This window comes from Stenotrophomonas sp. Ps181, assembly GCF_025697425.1.
GTDB classification, from domain to species: domain Bacteria; phylum Pseudomonadota; class Gammaproteobacteria; order Xanthomonadales; family Xanthomonadaceae; genus Stenotrophomonas; species Stenotrophomonas sepilia.
The window spans coordinates 306,733-322,199 of sequence record NZ_JAHWBI010000006.1 but is presented as its reverse complement, the minus strand read 5'-3'; the positions used below and the strand labels follow the sequence as shown (position 1 = coordinate 322,199).

Below are 15,467 nucleotides of genomic sequence, written 5' to 3'. Positions count from 1 at the left end.
ACGGGCCGCGCCGTCGCGGCCCGTCCGCGCGGTCACGGCTGTACCACCGTGATCGTGGTCGGGCTGCTGCGGCCGACACCGCGCAGCTGCGGCCGGTACATGTCCTCCACCAGCGGCGGCGGCACCGAGTAGGTGCCCGGGGTCACCGCGCGCACCAGGTAGAACACGTTGGCCTTGCTGCCACGCGAGAGCTTCAGCGCGGCCACGTAGCGGTCGTCGCGGAACTCCTCGTGCTTGGTATCGGCGGCCTCGCCCCGGTCGCTGATGGTGATGCCATCGACCACCACGTCGGCCCACTGCTTGGCATCGCCCAGGTTGAAGTTCTCGATCTCCAGGCCCGCCGGCAGCAGGTCGGTCAGCAGTGCATCGGGCATCGTGGTGTCGGCGGTGACGGTGACGCGCACGATCAGTGCTTCGCCTTCCTTCAGCGGGCGCGGCGACCACGGTTTGCCATCGGTACCGAAGTAGCTCCGTTCAATACCCAGCACGCTGTTGTCCGGCGCCGGTGCACTGCGCGGGATGCCGGCCACGTCGATGCTGGCGAACATCGGCGGCTGGCCCTGCGGGGTGAAGCGCACGCCGCTGGCCAGTTCACTGGCGCTGAAGTTGCGTCCGAACAGCTTGCGCTCGCCGATGGCTTCGGTGTTGCCACCGATCACCAGTTCACCGGCCACCAGCGCCTTCTGGTTGGCGGCGAGCGCCTTGCCGAGGCGGGCAATCGCCACCTGTTCCTGCGTGCTCAGCCACATCCAGCCGGCATTGCGGCGCGCATCCAGGCCACGACCGAGGTCGACCGCGCGGGCGTCCCAGGCCGGCTTGGCCAGCTTGTTCTCGTGGGTCAGCGCGATCATCAGCGCGTCATCGCGGATCGCGCTGCCGTAGTCGCCGAAGTACGACGGGCGCTCGCTGCTGGACTTGGCGAAGGCCGCCGCCAGCGCGGCCTGGCCACGCTTGGCATCGCCCTGCAGTGACAGCGCCACGCCCAGGTGGACCAGCGACAGGCCGCCCACCGCCTTGCTGCGCTCGTTGTCGTACAGCGTGCGCAGGGTACCGAGCGGTGCACGGTTGACCCGGGCCAGCACGTAGCCCGAATAGGCCTGGTTGGCGAACTTCAGCTTCTCGCGGTCGTCCTGGCCGTAGAACTGGTTGCCGCCGGACAGCAGATCCTCGCTGAGCCGGTTGAGCGCCTTCTGCAGCACATTGTCGGGCACCGCAAAACCGGCATCCTTGGCGTCGAGCAGGAACTCGGTGATGTACGGGGTCAGCCACGGGTTCACGTAGCCGTCGTCACCCCACATCGAGAAGTTGCCGTTGGCCACCTGCATCGACGCCAGGCGACCGAACGCACCTTCCATGCGCTCGCGACGGGTCTTGGCATCCAGGCCGTCGGCACCGAGCATCGACGACGTCGCCTGGTCCAGGATCAGCGCCGCGTAACCCTTGCTGGTGGTCTGCTCGGCACAGCCATATGGATAGTTCAGCGCGCCCTGCAGTGCACTGGCGAACGGAATCGGCGGCAGCGGGCTGACCAGCAGGCGGGCATTGACCGACTCGGCCATCAGGCCATCGGTCAGGCTGTTGTCGAGGCTGACCGCCGCCAGTGGATCGAGCGTACGCACCTGCGAACGCAGCACCTGCGGCCACGCCGCACGCACCGGCAGGTCGTAGCGGCGATCGGCCTTGAAGCCGTTGCCGTCCACCCGCACCCTCACCTTGGCCACGCTGTGGCCTTCGCGTGCCGACAACGGGAAGCTCAGCGTGGTCTTGGCGTCGGCATTCAACTGCACGCTGCGGCTGCCCTCGCCCAGGTTCAACGGGCCCTCGGTTTCCACCTTCACGTTGAACTGGCCCGGCTTGCCGGTGAAGTTCTGCACGTCCAGGGTCACGGTACTGCGGTCGCCCGGGGCCAGCACGCGGGGCATGCTGGCTTCGGCCAGGATCGGTGCGCGCACGATGGTTTCCACGTCGCGCTTGCCGTACTGGTCATCGCTGTAGACCAGCGCCGACACGCGCAGGGTGCCGTTGAAGTCCGGCACTTTCAGGCGGATGCGGGCATTGCCCTTGGCATCGAGCTGCACCGGGCCGGAGAACAGGTCCACGGTCTGCACGCGCGCGGTCGGGCGCTTGGCCTGCGGCAATGCCTGCAGCGCCATGTCGCCGCCGAACTTCAGCTTGCCGCTGCCGCCATCGAAGCTCTCGATCACCCGGCTGTAGATGTCGTAGGCATCGATACCGAGGCGACGCTGGGCGAAGAAGTGTGCACCGGCGTCGGGCACCGGGAAACGGGTGATGTTGAGGATGCCCACGTCCACCGCCGAAACGGTGACGTGCGCGGTCTTGCCGGCCAGCTGCGGCGCACTGACGGTTACCGGCAGGTCCTGTTCCGGCCGCATCTGCTTGGGCGCGACCAGGCCGACGGCCACGGTGCGGCCCTTGCGGTCCATCGGCACATGCACCACGCCCACGGCACGGGCCGGGGTGATCTTGCTCGGCGCACTGCCGCCGCGGAACACCAGCGCGGTGATGTAGACATCGTGGCGTTCCCAGTCGGCGGTGACCGGGATCTTGAAGGTCGAACCCGGCTTGGCGTCGATGTCCTGCACGTACAGCATGCGGTCGGTCTCGACCATCAGGATGCCCTTGCCGGCGTGCGGCGGGGTCACCGTCACTTCCAGGGTGTCACCGGCCTTGTAGCCGGTCTTGTCCAGGCCCAGCTTGACCTTGTCCGGGCGTGCATCCAGGCCACGGTTGTCATCGCCCCAGCTCCAGCCGGCACGGAACGGGTAGCGGCTGGTCAGGCCGGTGGACGGATCGAACACGTCCACCCGGTACTCGCCCCACTCCACCGGGAAATCGAAGGCAACCGCACTGCTGCCGGCATCGACGGTGCGGGTTTCCTTGTTCTCGAAACGGCGGGTGAAATCGTAATCCCAGCGGTTGTCGTTGAAGGTCCAGTGGTAGTCGCGCAGCTCGCGCACCAGGGTTATCTTCAGGCCCTTGGCCGGCTGCGGCGTACCGGCGGCATCCACGCGCATCAGCTCGAAGCGTGCGTTGCCGTTGGCATCGGCACCATCGTCCGGGTTGAACAGCGGGCGCACGCCGACCAGCGCGTTGGCCGGCCACATCACCCGCTTCAGGGTGCGGGTGACCGTGCGGCCACCGGTTTCATACAGGCTGCCGGACAGCACCACGGCGATCGGCGCCTTGGCCTTGGCCGCCTCTTCCGGCAGCGCCACATCCTCACGCAGCTGGCCACTGGCCGGCAGCGTGGTATCGATCACGTCCTTGGCCTCGCGCGGCAGCTGCAGGGTCGGGTCACCGAAGAAATAGCCCGGCAGGCCTTCCACGGGCTTCTGTTCGGCGGCAACCGCCATGCGTGCGGTGAAGCGGTTGCCATCGGCCGGTGCGCCATACAGGTAGGCACCATTGGCCTGCAGGCGCAGGTCCTCACCCGGCTTCAGCGTCTTCTGCGCGCTGTCCAGGTCCAGCTTCATGCGTTCGGGCAGGAACTCCTCGATGCGCAGGGTCATGCCCTGGATCGCTTCCTTGCTGGCCGGGTCGGTGCGGAACTCGACCTGCCAGCGGCCGGTCGGCGCCTCGGCGGGGATCACCTGCTCGAAATTGATGTAGCCCTGGTCGCCCGGCTGCAGGCGGGTCTCGCGGAAGGTCTTGCCGTCGGGCTGCTTCAGGCGCAGGAACACCGGTTGCGCCTTGACCGGCTTGCCGTCGTTGTCGCGCAGCAACGCGGACAGGCGCACGGTCTCGCCCGGGCGGTACAGGTCGCGCCCGGACCAGGCATAGACATCGAACCACGCGTTGTCGCGGCCGGCCACAGCGAACTCGCTCAGGTCCAGCGCCGGCTGGTTGAACGGCAGGAAGCTGGTGTCCTTGCCACTGCTGGCGACCAGCACGTGGGTGGCATCCAGGGTGTAGTTCAGCAGCGCGTTGCCGTTGCCGTCGGTGCTGCCCTTCAGCACCACCTCACCCTTGGCGTCGAGCACGCGCAGGTCGATGCCCTTCAGTGGCGCGCCATCCTTGAGGCCGGCGGTATGGACGAACAGCTTGTCCTTGTAGGCGCGGGTATGCAGGCCGATGTCGCTGACCGAGAAGAACGCGGTATCGAACTCGCCTTCGTAGTCACCGGTGCGCTTGAGCAGGGCGAAGTACAGGCCCGGCTCCTGCAGTTCCTTGATGTCCTGGGTCGGCAGGTAGGTCAGCACCCGCTCGTTCTGCTTGCCCCCCAGGATGAAACGGTTGACGTACACCGGCTCGGCCAGCTTGTTGATCGGGCTGCGCTCGTAGTCGCTGCTCAGCTCCCAGCTGCCACGGCGGCCGCCGCGCTGGTACTGGCTGAAGAAGGTCGGCAGGTCCTTCTCGCGCACGCGCAGGAATTCGACGTCGACCTCGGGCACGTTCACCGAGACCACCGGCAGGCCACGGCTGTCCTTGGCCGGCAGCACGCTGCCCTGCGAGGCGAAGCCAACCACCGGCTTCAGCTCGCCGCTGAACACCTTCTGCTTCAGTTCCTTGCCCAGGCGGCTGCCATCGGCGGCCAGCAGGTCCGGCGAGACCACCAGGCTGAACTCCTTGCCGGCCTCGACGAACGGGTAGCGCAGGGTCAGGCCGTCATCGGACAGCGTCCAGCTGCTGTCCTCGGTGCCGACCTTCTCCTCGAAGCGCACCAGCGTGTCGAAATCCTGGGTGCCGACCAGCGGGCGCGAGAACTCCAGCGCCAGCGACAGGCCGTCATTCTTCTGGTCCGGGTAGGCGCGCAGCAGGGTGAATTCCTTCACCTGCTCGGCCTTGGTGGTGATCGCCTCGCCACTGGCCTTGGGCAGCTGCCCGCTGTCGTTGCGGCAGCCGGCCAGGCCCAGCAACAGGCCTCCTGCCAGTACCGCCGCCGCCCATCCCCACCGCTTCCGCCGTGCCGGACCGCTCATGTCGTCACTCCTTGATCGAGGTGGCCATTATAGGCAGGCCGCGTCAAGGTGTTGACGCAAATCCGGCAATCGCCCCGGTGCGGGTAGTGCCGGTGCTGGCCGGCAACCGGCATGGCAGGTTGGATGGAATTGCCGGCCAGCGGCCGGCACTACCGATCGCCCTACCCCGGCAGGTACAGGTCCACGTAGTCGGTCACCGGCATTGCCGCCAGCGCCACCGGATCCAGCGATGCGGCCAGGATGCGCTGCTGCTGGGTGGTCGGGAAGCGATGGGCCAGGTGCCGGCGGAACTTGTCCATCAGCAACGGAATGCCCTCCTCGCGTCGGCGCGCGTGGCCCAGCGGGTATTCCACCAGTACCTCGGGCAGCTCAGTGCCGTCGCTGAAGCGCACGCTCAGGCCGTTGGCGATGCTGCGCTTGTCCGGGTCCAGGTAGTCGGCGCTGAGCTGCGGATCCTCATGGCAGGCCATCTTCGCGCGCAGGGCATCGATGCGCGGATCAGTGGCAACGTCGTCCTCGTAATCCTCGGCCACCAGCCGCCCGTGCAGCAGCGCGATGGCGACCATGTACTGCACGCAGTGGTCGCGGTCGGCCGGATTATGCAGCGGGCCCTGCTTGTCGATGATGCGGATGCAGGCTTCCTGGGTCCGGATCGCGATGTGCGCGATGTCCTCGACCCGCCGCCCCATCGCACGCAACTGCTGGTGCAGCGTGATGGCCGCCTCCACCGCGGTCTGGCCATGGAACTCGGCCGGGTAGCTGATCTTGAAGAGCACGTTCTCCACCACGTAGCTGCCCAGCGGTCGCCCCAGCGTCAGTGCCTTGCCATGCATCGACACCGCTTCAAAGCCCCAGGTCGGCGCGCTGAGCACGCTGGGGTAGCCCATCTCGCCACTGGCCGCCATCAGCGCCAGCCGCACGCCACGGCTGGTCGCGTCGCCGGCTGCCCAGCTCTTGCGCGAGCCGGTGTTGGGTGCGTGCCGGTAGGTGCGCAGGGACTGGCCATCGACCCAGGCCAGCGACAACGCATTGAGCATGCGTTCGCGATCCAGGCCGAGCAGATGCGCAACCACGGCGGTGGTGGCCACTTTGACCAGCACCACGTGGTCCAGCCCGACCCGGTTGAAGGAATTCTCCAGCGCCAGCACGCCCTGGATCTCGTGCGCCTTGATCATCGCCAGCAGCACGTCGCGCACGGTCGGCGGGGGGCGCCGCAGGGCCTGCGCGTTGCGGCCCAACCAATCGCAGACGGCAAGGATGCCACCCAGGTTGTCCGAAGGGTGCCCCCATTCGGCCGCCAGCCAGGTATCGTTGAAATCCAACCAGCGCACCATCGCGCCGATGTTGAAGGCGGCCTGCACCGGGTCCAGCACGTAGTGCGTACCCGGAACGCGCGCGCCGTTGACCACGCTGATGCCCGGCACCAGTGGACCAAGCAGTTTGCTGCAGGCCGGGAAGGACAGCGCTTCCAGGCCGCAGCCCAGCGTGTCGAGCAGGCAGTGGTGTGCGGTCTGGAACGCCAGGGGTGAGTCGATGCGCGCCTCGCGCACGTAATCGACGATGTCCACCAGCAGCGCATCCCACGCTGCACGCTCGTTGGATGGGGTGTGGCTGTCGGACATTATCGGTCTCCTCGCCGGAAAGCAGGTCAGGTCGCGCGTCCCGGTAGCCGCCAACCTTGGTTGGCGCTTGCATGCCAACCAAGGTTGGCATCTACCAGAGCACTACTCGGCCGGCACCCGCACCTTGCCTTCCATCAGCACGCGGGCACTGCGGCTCATGATGGCCTTGGTCACCGTCCATTGGCCGTCAACGAGACCGGCCTGCGCACCCACGCGCAAGGTGCCGGAGGGATGGCCGAAGGTCACCGCTTCGCGTTCGCCGCCTCCAGCAGCGCGATTGACCAGCGTGCCCGGAATCGCTGCTGCGGTGCCGATCGCCACGGCGGCAGTCCCCATCATCGCGTGGTGCAGCTTGCCCATCGACAACGCACGCGCATGCAGGTCGATCGCCGACGCCGGAATGGCCTTGCCACTGGACGACACGTAGTCCTGCGCCGGTGCCACGAAGGCCACCTTCGGCGTGTGCTGGCGGGTGGCCGCATCTTCCAGGTTCTTGATCAGACCCATGCGCAAGGCGCCGTAGGCGCGGATGGTCTCGAACTTCTGCAGCGCGGCCTTGTCTTCGTTGATCGCCGGCTGCAGTTCGGTGCCGGTGTAGCCCAGGTCGGCCGCATTGAGGAAGATGGTCGGAATGCCGGCGGTGATCATGGTCACCTCGAAACTGCCAACGCCCGGCACGTCCAGGGTATCGACCAGGTTGCCGGTCGGGAACATCGCGCCCGCATCGCCGTCATCGGACGGATCGATGAACTCCAGCTGGATCTCGGCGGCCGGGAAGGTCACGCCATCCAGCTCGAAATCACCGGTCTCCTGCACTTCGCCATCGCGCATCGGCACGTGGGCGATGATGGTCTTGCCGATGTTGGCCTGCCAGATGCGCACGGTGCACAGGCCATCGCGCGGTACGCGGGCCGGATCGATCAGCCCATTGGCGATCGCGAACGGACCCACCGCGGTGCTGAGATTGCCGCAGTTGCCGCTCCAGTCGACGAAGGCGGTGTCGATCGAGACCTGGCCGTACAGGTAGTCCACATCGTGGTCCGGCACAGAAGCAGTGGAGATGATCACGCACTTGCTGGTGCTGGAGGTGGCGCCCCCCATGCCGTCAGTCTGCTTGCCATACGGATCGGGCGAGCCGATCACGCGCATCAGCAGCGCATCGCGTGCGGCGCCCGGCACCCGCGCGGCTTCGGGCAGGTCCTGCAGGCGGAAGAACACGCCCTTGCTGGTGCCACCGCGCATGTAGGTGGCGGGAATACGGAGTTGCGGGAGGAAGGTCATGGATGTGTTCCTTGCAAAGAAAGACGGCCCGTTGCCGGGCCGTCGGATGTCTTACGCCACCTTGGCGCCTTCCAGGAAATCCTGGGCAAAGCGCTGCAGCACGCCACCCGCCTCGTAGATCGCCACTTCCTCGTCGCTGTCCAGGCGGCAGGTGACCGGCACGATCAGGTCCTGGCCGTCGCGGCGGTGGATGACCAGGGTCAGGTCGGCGCGCGGGGTGCGCTCGCCCACCACGTCGAAGGTCTCGGTGCCATCGATGCCCAGGGTCAGGCGAGTGGTGCCCGGCTTGAACTCCAGCGGCAGCACGCCCATGCCGATCAGGTTGGTGCGGTGGATGCGTTCGAAGCCTTCGGCCACGATCGCTTCCACACCGGCCAGGCGCACGCCCTTGGCGGCCCAGTCACGCGAGCTGCCCTGGCCGTAGTCGGCACCGGCAATGATGATCAGCGGCTGCTTGCGCTCCATGTAGGTCTCGATCGCTTCCCACATGCGCATCACCTTGCCTTCCGGCTCCACGCGCGCCAGCGAACCCTGCTTCACGCTGCCATCGTCGTTGCGCACCATTTCGTTGAACAGCTTCGGGTTGGCGAAGGTGGCGCGCTGCGCGGTCAGGTGGTCACCGCGGTGGGTGGCGTAGGAATTGAAGTCTTCTTCCGGCAGGCCCATCTTCGCCAGGTACTCACCGGCGGCACTGGAGGCCAGGATCGCGTTGGACGGCGACAGGTGGTCGGTGGTGATGTTGTCCGGCAGCACCGCCAGCGCGCGCATGCCCGACAGCGTGCGCTCGCCGGCCAGTGCGCCCTCCCAGTACGGCGGACGACGGATGTAGGTGCTCTGCGGGCGCCAGTCGTACAGCGGGCTGACCGCCGCGCCATGCTCCACGCGCACGTTGAACATCGGGTTGTAGACGCGGCGGAACTGCTCCGGCTTCACCGAGGCCTTGACCACGGCGTCGATCTCGGCATCGCTGGGCCAGATGTCCTTCAGGCGCACTTCGTTGCCGTCGGCGTCCACGCCCAGCACGTCCTTCTCGATATCGAAGCGGACGGTGCCGGCGATGGCATAGGCGATCACCAGCGGCGGCGACGCCAGGAAAGCCTGCTTCGCATACGGGTGGATGCGGCCATCGAAGTTGCGGTTGCCCGACAGCACGGCCGTGGCGTACAGGTCGCGATCGATGATCTCCTGCTGGATAGCCGGATCCAGCGCGCCGCTCATGCCGTTGCAGGTGGTGCAGGCGAAGGCGACGATGCCGAAGCCGAGCTTCTCCAGGTCCGGCAGCAGGCCGGATTCTTCCAGGTACAGCTGCACCGCCTTCGAGCCCGGCGCCAGCGACGACTTTACCCACGGCTTGCGCAGCAGGCCACGTTCGTTGGCCTTGCGCGCCAGCAGTGCCGCGGCGATCACGTTGCGCGGGTTGGAGGTGTTGGTGCAGCTGGTGATGGCGGCGATGATCACCGCGCCATCCGGCATCAGCCCCTGCGCCTGCTCGGCCTTGCCCGCTGCCAGCTTGGCCTCGTCGGCGATGCCGCGCTCGGCCAGCTCGGCGGTGGCCACGCGCTTGTGCGGGTTGGATGGACCGGCCATGTTGCGCACCACGCTGGACAGGTCGAAGCGCAGCACGCGCTCGTACTGTGCGGTGGCCAGGTCGTCGGCCCACAGGCCGGTGGTGCGCGCATAGTTTTCCACCAGTGCCACCTGCGATTCCTCGCGTCCGGTCAGGCGCAGGTAATCGATGGTCTGCCCGTCGATGTAGAACATCGCGGCGGTCGCGCCGTATTCGGGGCACATGTTGGAAATGGTGGCGCGGTCACCGATGGTCAGTGCCGCAGCCCCCTCGCCGAAGAACTCAAGGTACGCACCGACCACGCGCTCCTTGCGCAGGAATTCGGTCAGCGCCAGCACCACGTCGGTGGCGGTGATGCCCGGCTGCGGCCTGCCGGTCAGCTCGACGCCGATGATGTCCGGCAGCCGCATCCACGAGGCACGACCGAGCATCACGTTCTCGGCTTCCAGGCCGCCCACACCGATCGCGATCACGCCCAGCGCATCCACGTGCGGGGTGTGGCTGTCGGTGCCCACGCAGGTGTCGGGGAACGCCACCCCGTCCTGCACGTAGACCACCGGCGACATCTTCTCCAGGTTGATCTGGTGCATGATGCCGTTGCCCGGCGGAATCACGTCCACGTTCTGGAACGCCTGCTTGGTCCAGTCGATGAAGTGGAAACGGTCTTCGTTGCGGCGATCCTCGATCGCACGGTTCTTCTCGAACGCCTGCGGGTCGAAACCACCGCACTCCACCGCCAGCGAGTGGTCGACGATCAGCTGCACCGGCACCACCGGATTGACCTTGGCCGGGTCACCACCCTTGTCGGCAATCGCATCGCGCAGGCCGGCCAGGTCGACCAGTGCAGTCTGGCCGAGGATGTCGTGGCAGACCACGCGCGCGGGGAACCATGGGAAATCGAGGTCGCGGCGGCGCTCGATCAGCTGCTTCAGCGAGTCGCCGAGCGTGGCCGGATCGCAGCGGCGCACCAGGTTCTCGGCCAGCACGCGCGAGGTGTACGGCAGGGTGGCATAGGCGCCGGGCTGGATCGCATCGACGGCGGCGCGCGCGTCGAAATAGTCCAGCGCGCTGCCGGGGAGGTTCTTGCGGTAATCGGTATTCATGGGCTGGCGGAATGCTTGGGGCGGGCCGGGTGCCGGCGGTGCGGCGGCGAAAGCATCCGGCCGGCACGCGGCCGGCCGGATGAGTACAGCAGGTGGATCAGACGCGCTTGTCGATGGCGACGAAGTCGCGGTCTTCCGGACCGATGTAATTGGCGCTCGGGCGGATGATCTTGCCGTCGATGCGCTGCTCGATGATGTGCGCGCTCCAGCCGGCGGTGCGGGCGATCACGAACAGCGGAGTGAACATCGCGGTCGGCACGCCCATCATGTGGTAGCTGACGGCGCTGAACCAGTCCAGGTTCGGGAACATCTTCTTGATGTCCCACATCACCGATTCCAGGCGCTCGGCGATGTCGTACATCTTCATGCTCGACTGTTCTTCGGACAGCTCGCGGGCCACGTCCTTGATCACCTTGTTGCGCGGATCGGAGACGGTATAGACCGGGTGGCCGAAACCGATCACCACTTCCTTGCGCTCGACGCGCGCCTTGATGTCTTCCTCGGCTTCATCCGGGTTGTCGTAGCGCTTCTGCACTTCGAACGCCACTTCGTTGGCGCCGCCATGCTTCGGGCCACGCAGCGCACCGATGCCACCGCAGATCGCGCTGTACATGTCGCTGCCGGTACCGGCGATGACACGGCAGGTGAACGTCGAGGCGTTGAACTCGTGCTCGGCGTACAGGATCAGCGAGGTGTGCATCGCCTTCACCCACGAATCCTGCGGCTTTTCGCCATGCAGCAGGTGCAGGAAGTGGCCGCCGATCGAATCATCGTCGGTTTCCACGTCGATGGCGCGGCCGTTGTGGCTCCAGTGGTACCAGTACAGCAGCATCGAACCGAGGCAGGCCATCAGCTTGTCGGCAATGTCGCGCGCGCCTGGATGGTTGTGGTCATCCTTCTCCGGCGCCACGCAGCCGAGCACGGACACACCGGTGCGCATCACGTCCATCGGGTGCGCCGACGGCGGCAGTTCTTCCAGCGCGGCCTTCACCGCAGCCGGGATGCCACGCAGCGACTTCAGCTTGGCCTTGTACGAAACCAGCTCGGCGCGGGTCGGCAGCTTGCCGTGCACCAGCAGGTAGGCGATTTCCTCGAACTCGCTGGTGTTGGCCAGGTCCAGGATGTCGTACCCGCGGTAGTGCAGGTCGTTGCCGCTGCGGCCCACGCTGCACAGCGCGGTGTTGCCGGCCGCGGTGCCGGACAGGGCGACGGACTTCTTCGGCTTGAAGGTCGGGGTTGCGGTCGTATCGTTCATGTTTCCCTCCGAAACTTGATGGTGCAGGGTACTGCTTATTTCTTGGCGGCGAACAGCGCATCGAGCTGCTGCTCGAAGGCGTGATAGCCGATGCGGTCGTAGAGTTCCTCGCGGGTCTGCATGGTCTCCACCACATTGCGCTGATGGCCATCACGGCGCACCGCCTGGTAGACGTTCTCGGCCGCCTTGTTGGCCGCGCGGAACGCCGACAGCGGGAACAGCTGGATGGCAACGCCGGCCGAGGCCAGTTCATCGCGACTGAACAGCGGGGTGGCGCCGAATTCGGTGATGTTGGCCAGCACCGGCACCTTCACCGCGTCGACGAAGCGACGGTAGGTGTCCAGGTCGTAGGCCGCCTCGGCGAAGATGCCGTCGGCACCGGCCTCGACACAGGCGATGGCGCGCTCGATGGCCTTGTCCACGCCGTCCACCTGGATGGCGTCGGTACGCGCGATCAGGAAGAAGCCCGGATCGGTCTTGGCATCGGCGGCAGCCTTCACGCGGTCGACCATTTCACCCTGCGAGACGATCTCCTTGCCCGGGCGGTGACCGCAGCGCTTGGCGCCAACCTGGTCTTCGATGTGGCAGGCAGCCGCGCCGGCCTTGATCAGCGACTTCACGGTGCGCGCGATGTTGAACGCGCTCGGGCCGAAGCCGGTATCGATGTCCACCATCAACGGCAGGTCGCAGACATCGGTGATGCGGCGCACGTCCACCAGCACGTCTTCCAGGGTGTTGATGCCCAGGTCCGGCAGGCCCAGCGAGCCTGCGGCAACACCACCGCCGGACAGATAGATGGCGCGGAAGCCGGCGCGCTTGGCCAGCAGGGCGTGGTTGGCGTTGATGGCGCCGATCACCTGCAGCGGCGATTCGGCAGCCAGCGCCTCACGGAAGCGGGCACCGGCGGAGAAAGGGGCGGAAGCGGTCATGCGGCGATCCAGGTTGAAGTACGGGACAGAGGGCGCAAGCCCCATGCCAAGCTGCAAGCCGTTGATTTCACAGGCATGACCACTCCGCAACAGTGAAACATATGAAACATTGAAACAGATGTATCATGAAACACTGCTACCAATCGCTGCCCTCATGTACCTGCCCCGCTCCCCGCTGCGCCACGCCGATGCCGACCCCGGCCGCCCGGTGATCTGGACCGTCAGCGTCTCGCGCCTGACCGGCCTGCTCGGCGACGTCATTCCCGAGTTCGACCGCCGTGCGCGCATCGAGCAGATCAACCTCGGCTTCGAGGAAGCGGTGGACGTGATCGGCCAGCGTCTGCGCCGCGAGCACTGCGACGTAGTGATCGCCGGCGGCTCCAATGCGGCCTGGCTGCGCGGCAGGCTGGAGTTGCCACTGGTGCCGATCCAGGCCAACGGCTTCGACCTGATGGAAGCGCTGGCCCGTGCCCGCCGCATCGCCAGCCGCATCGGCCTGGTCACCCACGCCAGCGACGTACCCGTGTTCAGCAACTTCCAGCAGAGTTTCGGCCTCGATATCGAGCATCGCCGCTTCGTCACCCGCGAGGACGCGCGCGACTGCATTGCTGACCTGCGCGCCAATGGCATCGAGGTGATCGTCGGCACCGGTATGGCCATCGACCACGCCGAACAGGCCGGCCTGCCCGGCGTGCTGCTGTACTCGGCAGATTCGGTACGGCAAGCGTTCGAACACGCCCTCGAACTGACCCAGACCCTGGCCCGCTCCAGTGGCAACCGATCCACCCCGCGCCGGCGCCCTGCAACGCGTGCCGATACGCACGAACTGCTCGGCGACAGCGACGCGATGGCGCAGGTACGGGCTCAAATCGCGCTCTACGCACCGCACGACAGCACCGTGCTGGTCACCGGCGAAACCGGCACCGGCAAGGAACTGGTAGCGCGCCAACTGCACGCCGCCAGCGGCCGTCGTGGCCGCTTCGTGGCACTGAACTGCGGCGCCATCAGCGAATCACTGCTGGAAGCGGAACTGTTCGGCTACAGCGACGGCGCCTTCACGGGTGCACGGCGCGGTGGTCGCGTCGGCCTGGTCGAGGCCGCCGATGGCGGTACGTTGTTCCTGGATGAGATCGGCGAACTGCCGCTGCCGTTGCAGACCCGCCTGCTGCGCGTGCTGGAAGAACGCGAGGTGCTGCGTGTCGGCGCTACGGAACCGACCGCAGTCGACCTGCGCGTGGTGGCCGCCACCCTGCAGTCGCTGGAGCAGCGCGCGGCGACCGGCAGCTTCCGTCGCGACCTGTATTACCGGCTGGCCGCACTACGCATCGCCCTGCCCCCGCTGCGTGCGCGGCGCACTGACATCCCGCTGCTGGCACAGCACTTCTTCCGCCAGCTGCGCGGCATCGACGCGCCACTGGATGAGGCGGCGCTGGCGCTACTGTGCGCGGCCGAGTGGCCGGGAAACGTGCGCGAGCTGCGCAATCTGGTCGATCGCCTGCGCATCCACTGGCAGCCCGGTGAAGGGCTGATTGATGCCGCGCGACTGCTGCAGCTGGCACCCGAGCTGGTGAATGAGGGCGCCGCTGCGCTACCAGTGGAAAGCAACGGCAAGCGGCCGCCGCGTGCGCAGTTGGAAACGCTGTTGCAGGAACACCGCAATGACCGTGAGGGCATGGCACAGGCGTTGGGGGTATCCCGCACCACGCTGTGGCGCTGGCTGCGTGCGGAGGGGTTGTAGAAGTCGAGCTTGCTCGACTGCTTCATCTAAGCCGCCCGATCATCATCGTTGATGTACCAGACAATGAAATCTACGAAATTCTTCCAACGGGCAGGAGTTTCACCTGAAAGAAACTGATCATGCCGAGCCAGGCAATAGTCATGCACAACTTCCTTTCGCACATCGTATAAATACATCCCCTCACCTTCGTCAGATGACAACGGAAGAAAATCCGCTGGGAGCTCGTAACGATCCCAAACGTACTCAGCCTGGTCTGGAATCTTCGGAATTCCAGGACCAACGATACCCAACAATTCAAGCCTACCGCTCACAGCAGGCAGCGCGCCATTGACCGCCATGTAAAAAATCCACATATCGCAGTGAGGAGCAACGCTCAAGCGACGCATGACGTCGGCCGCCGAAGCGCAATCAGGATTCCGACGATCCGGGTACGCGCGAACCACGCGCTGGATCAGATCATTCATCCGCATTCAATTGCCTCCGCATCACTCAATGTTCAACGCGCCCAGCGCGCTTCGAGCGCGAACCGTCCACTCCCCACTGCGGCAATCCATAGCAGCAGTACGCCCAGCGGCACTTCGCTCAGGTAGAAGAACCAGCTCAGCCAATCCGGCACGCTCAGTCCCGCAGGAATGCGCGCGATACCATCGGTCAGCGCCGCCACTGCGCAGATCGCCGCCAGCAGCAGGGCCGAAGGGCGGCTCACCAGTCCCAGCACAAGCAGGCCACCGGCGATCCATTCAATCGCACCGAGCACCGGCGCACTGAATACCGGGAACGGGATACCCGCATCGACCAGCGTATGCACCATGCGCTCGCGCCCGGCGTCAGTGAACACCTTGTTCCAGCCGGAGACGCAGAACATCACCCCGGCCACGATGCGGGCGAGCAACAGCAGGAGCGCTTCCACGCCGCGACGCGGGGGAGGTACGGCGAACAGGCATCGCCAGGAAGGCATGGCAACTCCGGAAGTCGAGATCATCCGTCGGAGTGTGCCGGTTCGTTGCCTGCCCGCAGATGAAGCAAGCCGGT

9 protein-coding genes are annotated in these 15,467 nt (G+C 66.4%); 1 reads left to right on the top strand and 8 read right to left on the bottom strand.

Annotated features, from left to right (window positions below; genetic code table 11):
• Positions 1 to 32 precede the first annotated feature (32 nt).
• The 6 genes from KXV01_RS15805 to prpB form a co-directional block, all read right to left on the bottom strand.
• A complete protein-coding gene (locus KXV01_RS15805; protein ID WP_134709676.1) occupies positions 33 to 4,940 on the bottom strand; it encodes an alpha-2-macroglobulin in 4,908 nt (1,635 codons plus the stop codon).
• A gap of 161 nt (positions 4,941 to 5,101) precedes the next feature.
• Positions 5,102 to 6,562 carry a bifunctional 2-methylcitrate dehydratase/aconitate hydratase gene (locus tag KXV01_RS15800; protein WP_164283600.1) on the bottom strand — a complete coding sequence of 487 codons (1,461 nt, stop codon included), beginning with the start codon at positions 6,560 to 6,562 and terminating at the stop codon, positions 5,102 to 5,104.
• A 102-nt stretch (positions 6,563 to 6,664) separates the two neighbouring features.
• Complete coding sequence (gene prpF / locus KXV01_RS15795) at positions 6,665 to 7,843, bottom strand: 2-methylaconitate cis-trans isomerase PrpF (RefSeq protein WP_049413439.1); 1,179 nt, start codon at positions 7,841 to 7,843, stop codon at positions 6,665 to 6,667.
• Between the two features lie 51 nt (positions 7,844 to 7,894).
• The gene (gene acnD, locus KXV01_RS15790) at positions 7,895 to 10,513 is read right to left on the bottom strand and encodes a Fe/S-dependent 2-methylisocitrate dehydratase AcnD (RefSeq protein WP_180880579.1); all 2,619 of its coding nucleotides are present in this window, start codon (positions 10,511 to 10,513) and stop codon (positions 7,895 to 7,897) included.
• A 97-nt stretch (positions 10,514 to 10,610) separates the two neighbouring features.
• On the bottom strand, positions 10,611 to 11,768 hold the full coding sequence (prpC, locus tag KXV01_RS15785; RefSeq protein ID WP_005418357.1) for a 2-methylcitrate synthase: 1,158 nt from the start codon (positions 11,766 to 11,768) through the stop codon (positions 10,611 to 10,613).
• A 35-nt stretch (positions 11,769 to 11,803) separates the two neighbouring features.
• The gene (gene prpB, locus KXV01_RS15780; RefSeq protein WP_049413434.1) at positions 11,804 to 12,697 is read right to left on the bottom strand and encodes a methylisocitrate lyase; all 894 of its coding nucleotides are present in this window, start codon (positions 12,695 to 12,697) and stop codon (positions 11,804 to 11,806) included.
• A gap of 154 nt (positions 12,698 to 12,851) precedes the next feature.
• On the opposite strand from prpB, the gene prpR reads away from it, so the two are divergent.
• Entirely contained in the window at positions 12,852 to 14,435 is a 1,584-nt protein-coding gene (gene prpR, locus KXV01_RS15775; RefSeq protein ID WP_164283596.1) for a propionate catabolism operon regulatory protein PrpR, read from the top strand.
• A gap of 26 nt (positions 14,436 to 14,461) precedes the next feature.
• Here the strand turns inward: prpR and KXV01_RS15770 are convergent, their stop codons facing one another.
• Together KXV01_RS15770 and KXV01_RS15765 are read right to left on the bottom strand one after the other, a co-directional pair.
• Positions 14,462 to 14,899 (bottom strand): SMI1/KNR4 family protein, encoded by a 438-nt coding sequence (locus tag KXV01_RS15770; protein ID WP_263467911.1) that lies wholly within the window; start codon positions 14,897 to 14,899, stop codon positions 14,462 to 14,464.
• Positions 14,900 to 14,931: 32 nt separating this feature from the next.
• Positions 14,932 to 15,393: a DoxX family protein gene (locus tag KXV01_RS15765; protein ID WP_049440620.1), complete on the bottom strand. Its 462-nt coding sequence runs from the start codon at positions 15,391 to 15,393 to the stop codon at positions 14,932 to 14,934.
• Positions 15,394 to 15,467: the final 74 nt, after the last annotated feature.

Coding starts and splice junctions, on each gene's coding strand:
- prpB (WP_049413434.1), bottom strand. CDS start 12,697: ATGACCGCTTCCGCCCCTTTCTCCGCCGGTGCCCGCTTCCGTGAGGCG.
- KXV01_RS15805 (WP_134709676.1), bottom strand. CDS start 4,940: ATGAGCGGTCCGGCACGGCGGAAGCGGTGGGGATGGGCGGCGGCGGTA.
- KXV01_RS15770 (WP_263467911.1), bottom strand. CDS start 14,899: ATGAATGATCTGATCCAGCGCGTGGTTCGCGCGTACCCGGATCGTCGG.
- prpF (WP_049413439.1), bottom strand. CDS start 7,843: ATGACCTTCCTCCCGCAACTCCGTATTCCCGCCACCTACATGCGCGGT.
- acnD (WP_180880579.1), bottom strand. CDS start 10,513: ATGAATACCGATTACCGCAAGAACCTCCCCGGCAGCGCGCTGGACTAT.
- KXV01_RS15765 (WP_049440620.1), bottom strand. CDS start 15,393: ATGCCTTCCTGGCGATGCCTGTTCGCCGTACCTCCCCCGCGTCGCGGC.
- prpR (WP_164283596.1), top strand. CDS start 12,852: ATGTACCTGCCCCGCTCCCCGCTGCGCCACGCCGATGCCGACCCCGGC.
- prpC (WP_005418357.1), bottom strand. CDS start 11,768: ATGAACGATACGACCGCAACCCCGACCTTCAAGCCGAAGAAGTCCGTC.
- KXV01_RS15800 (WP_164283600.1), bottom strand. CDS start 6,562: ATGTCCGACAGCCACACCCCATCCAACGAGCGTGCAGCGTGGGATGCG.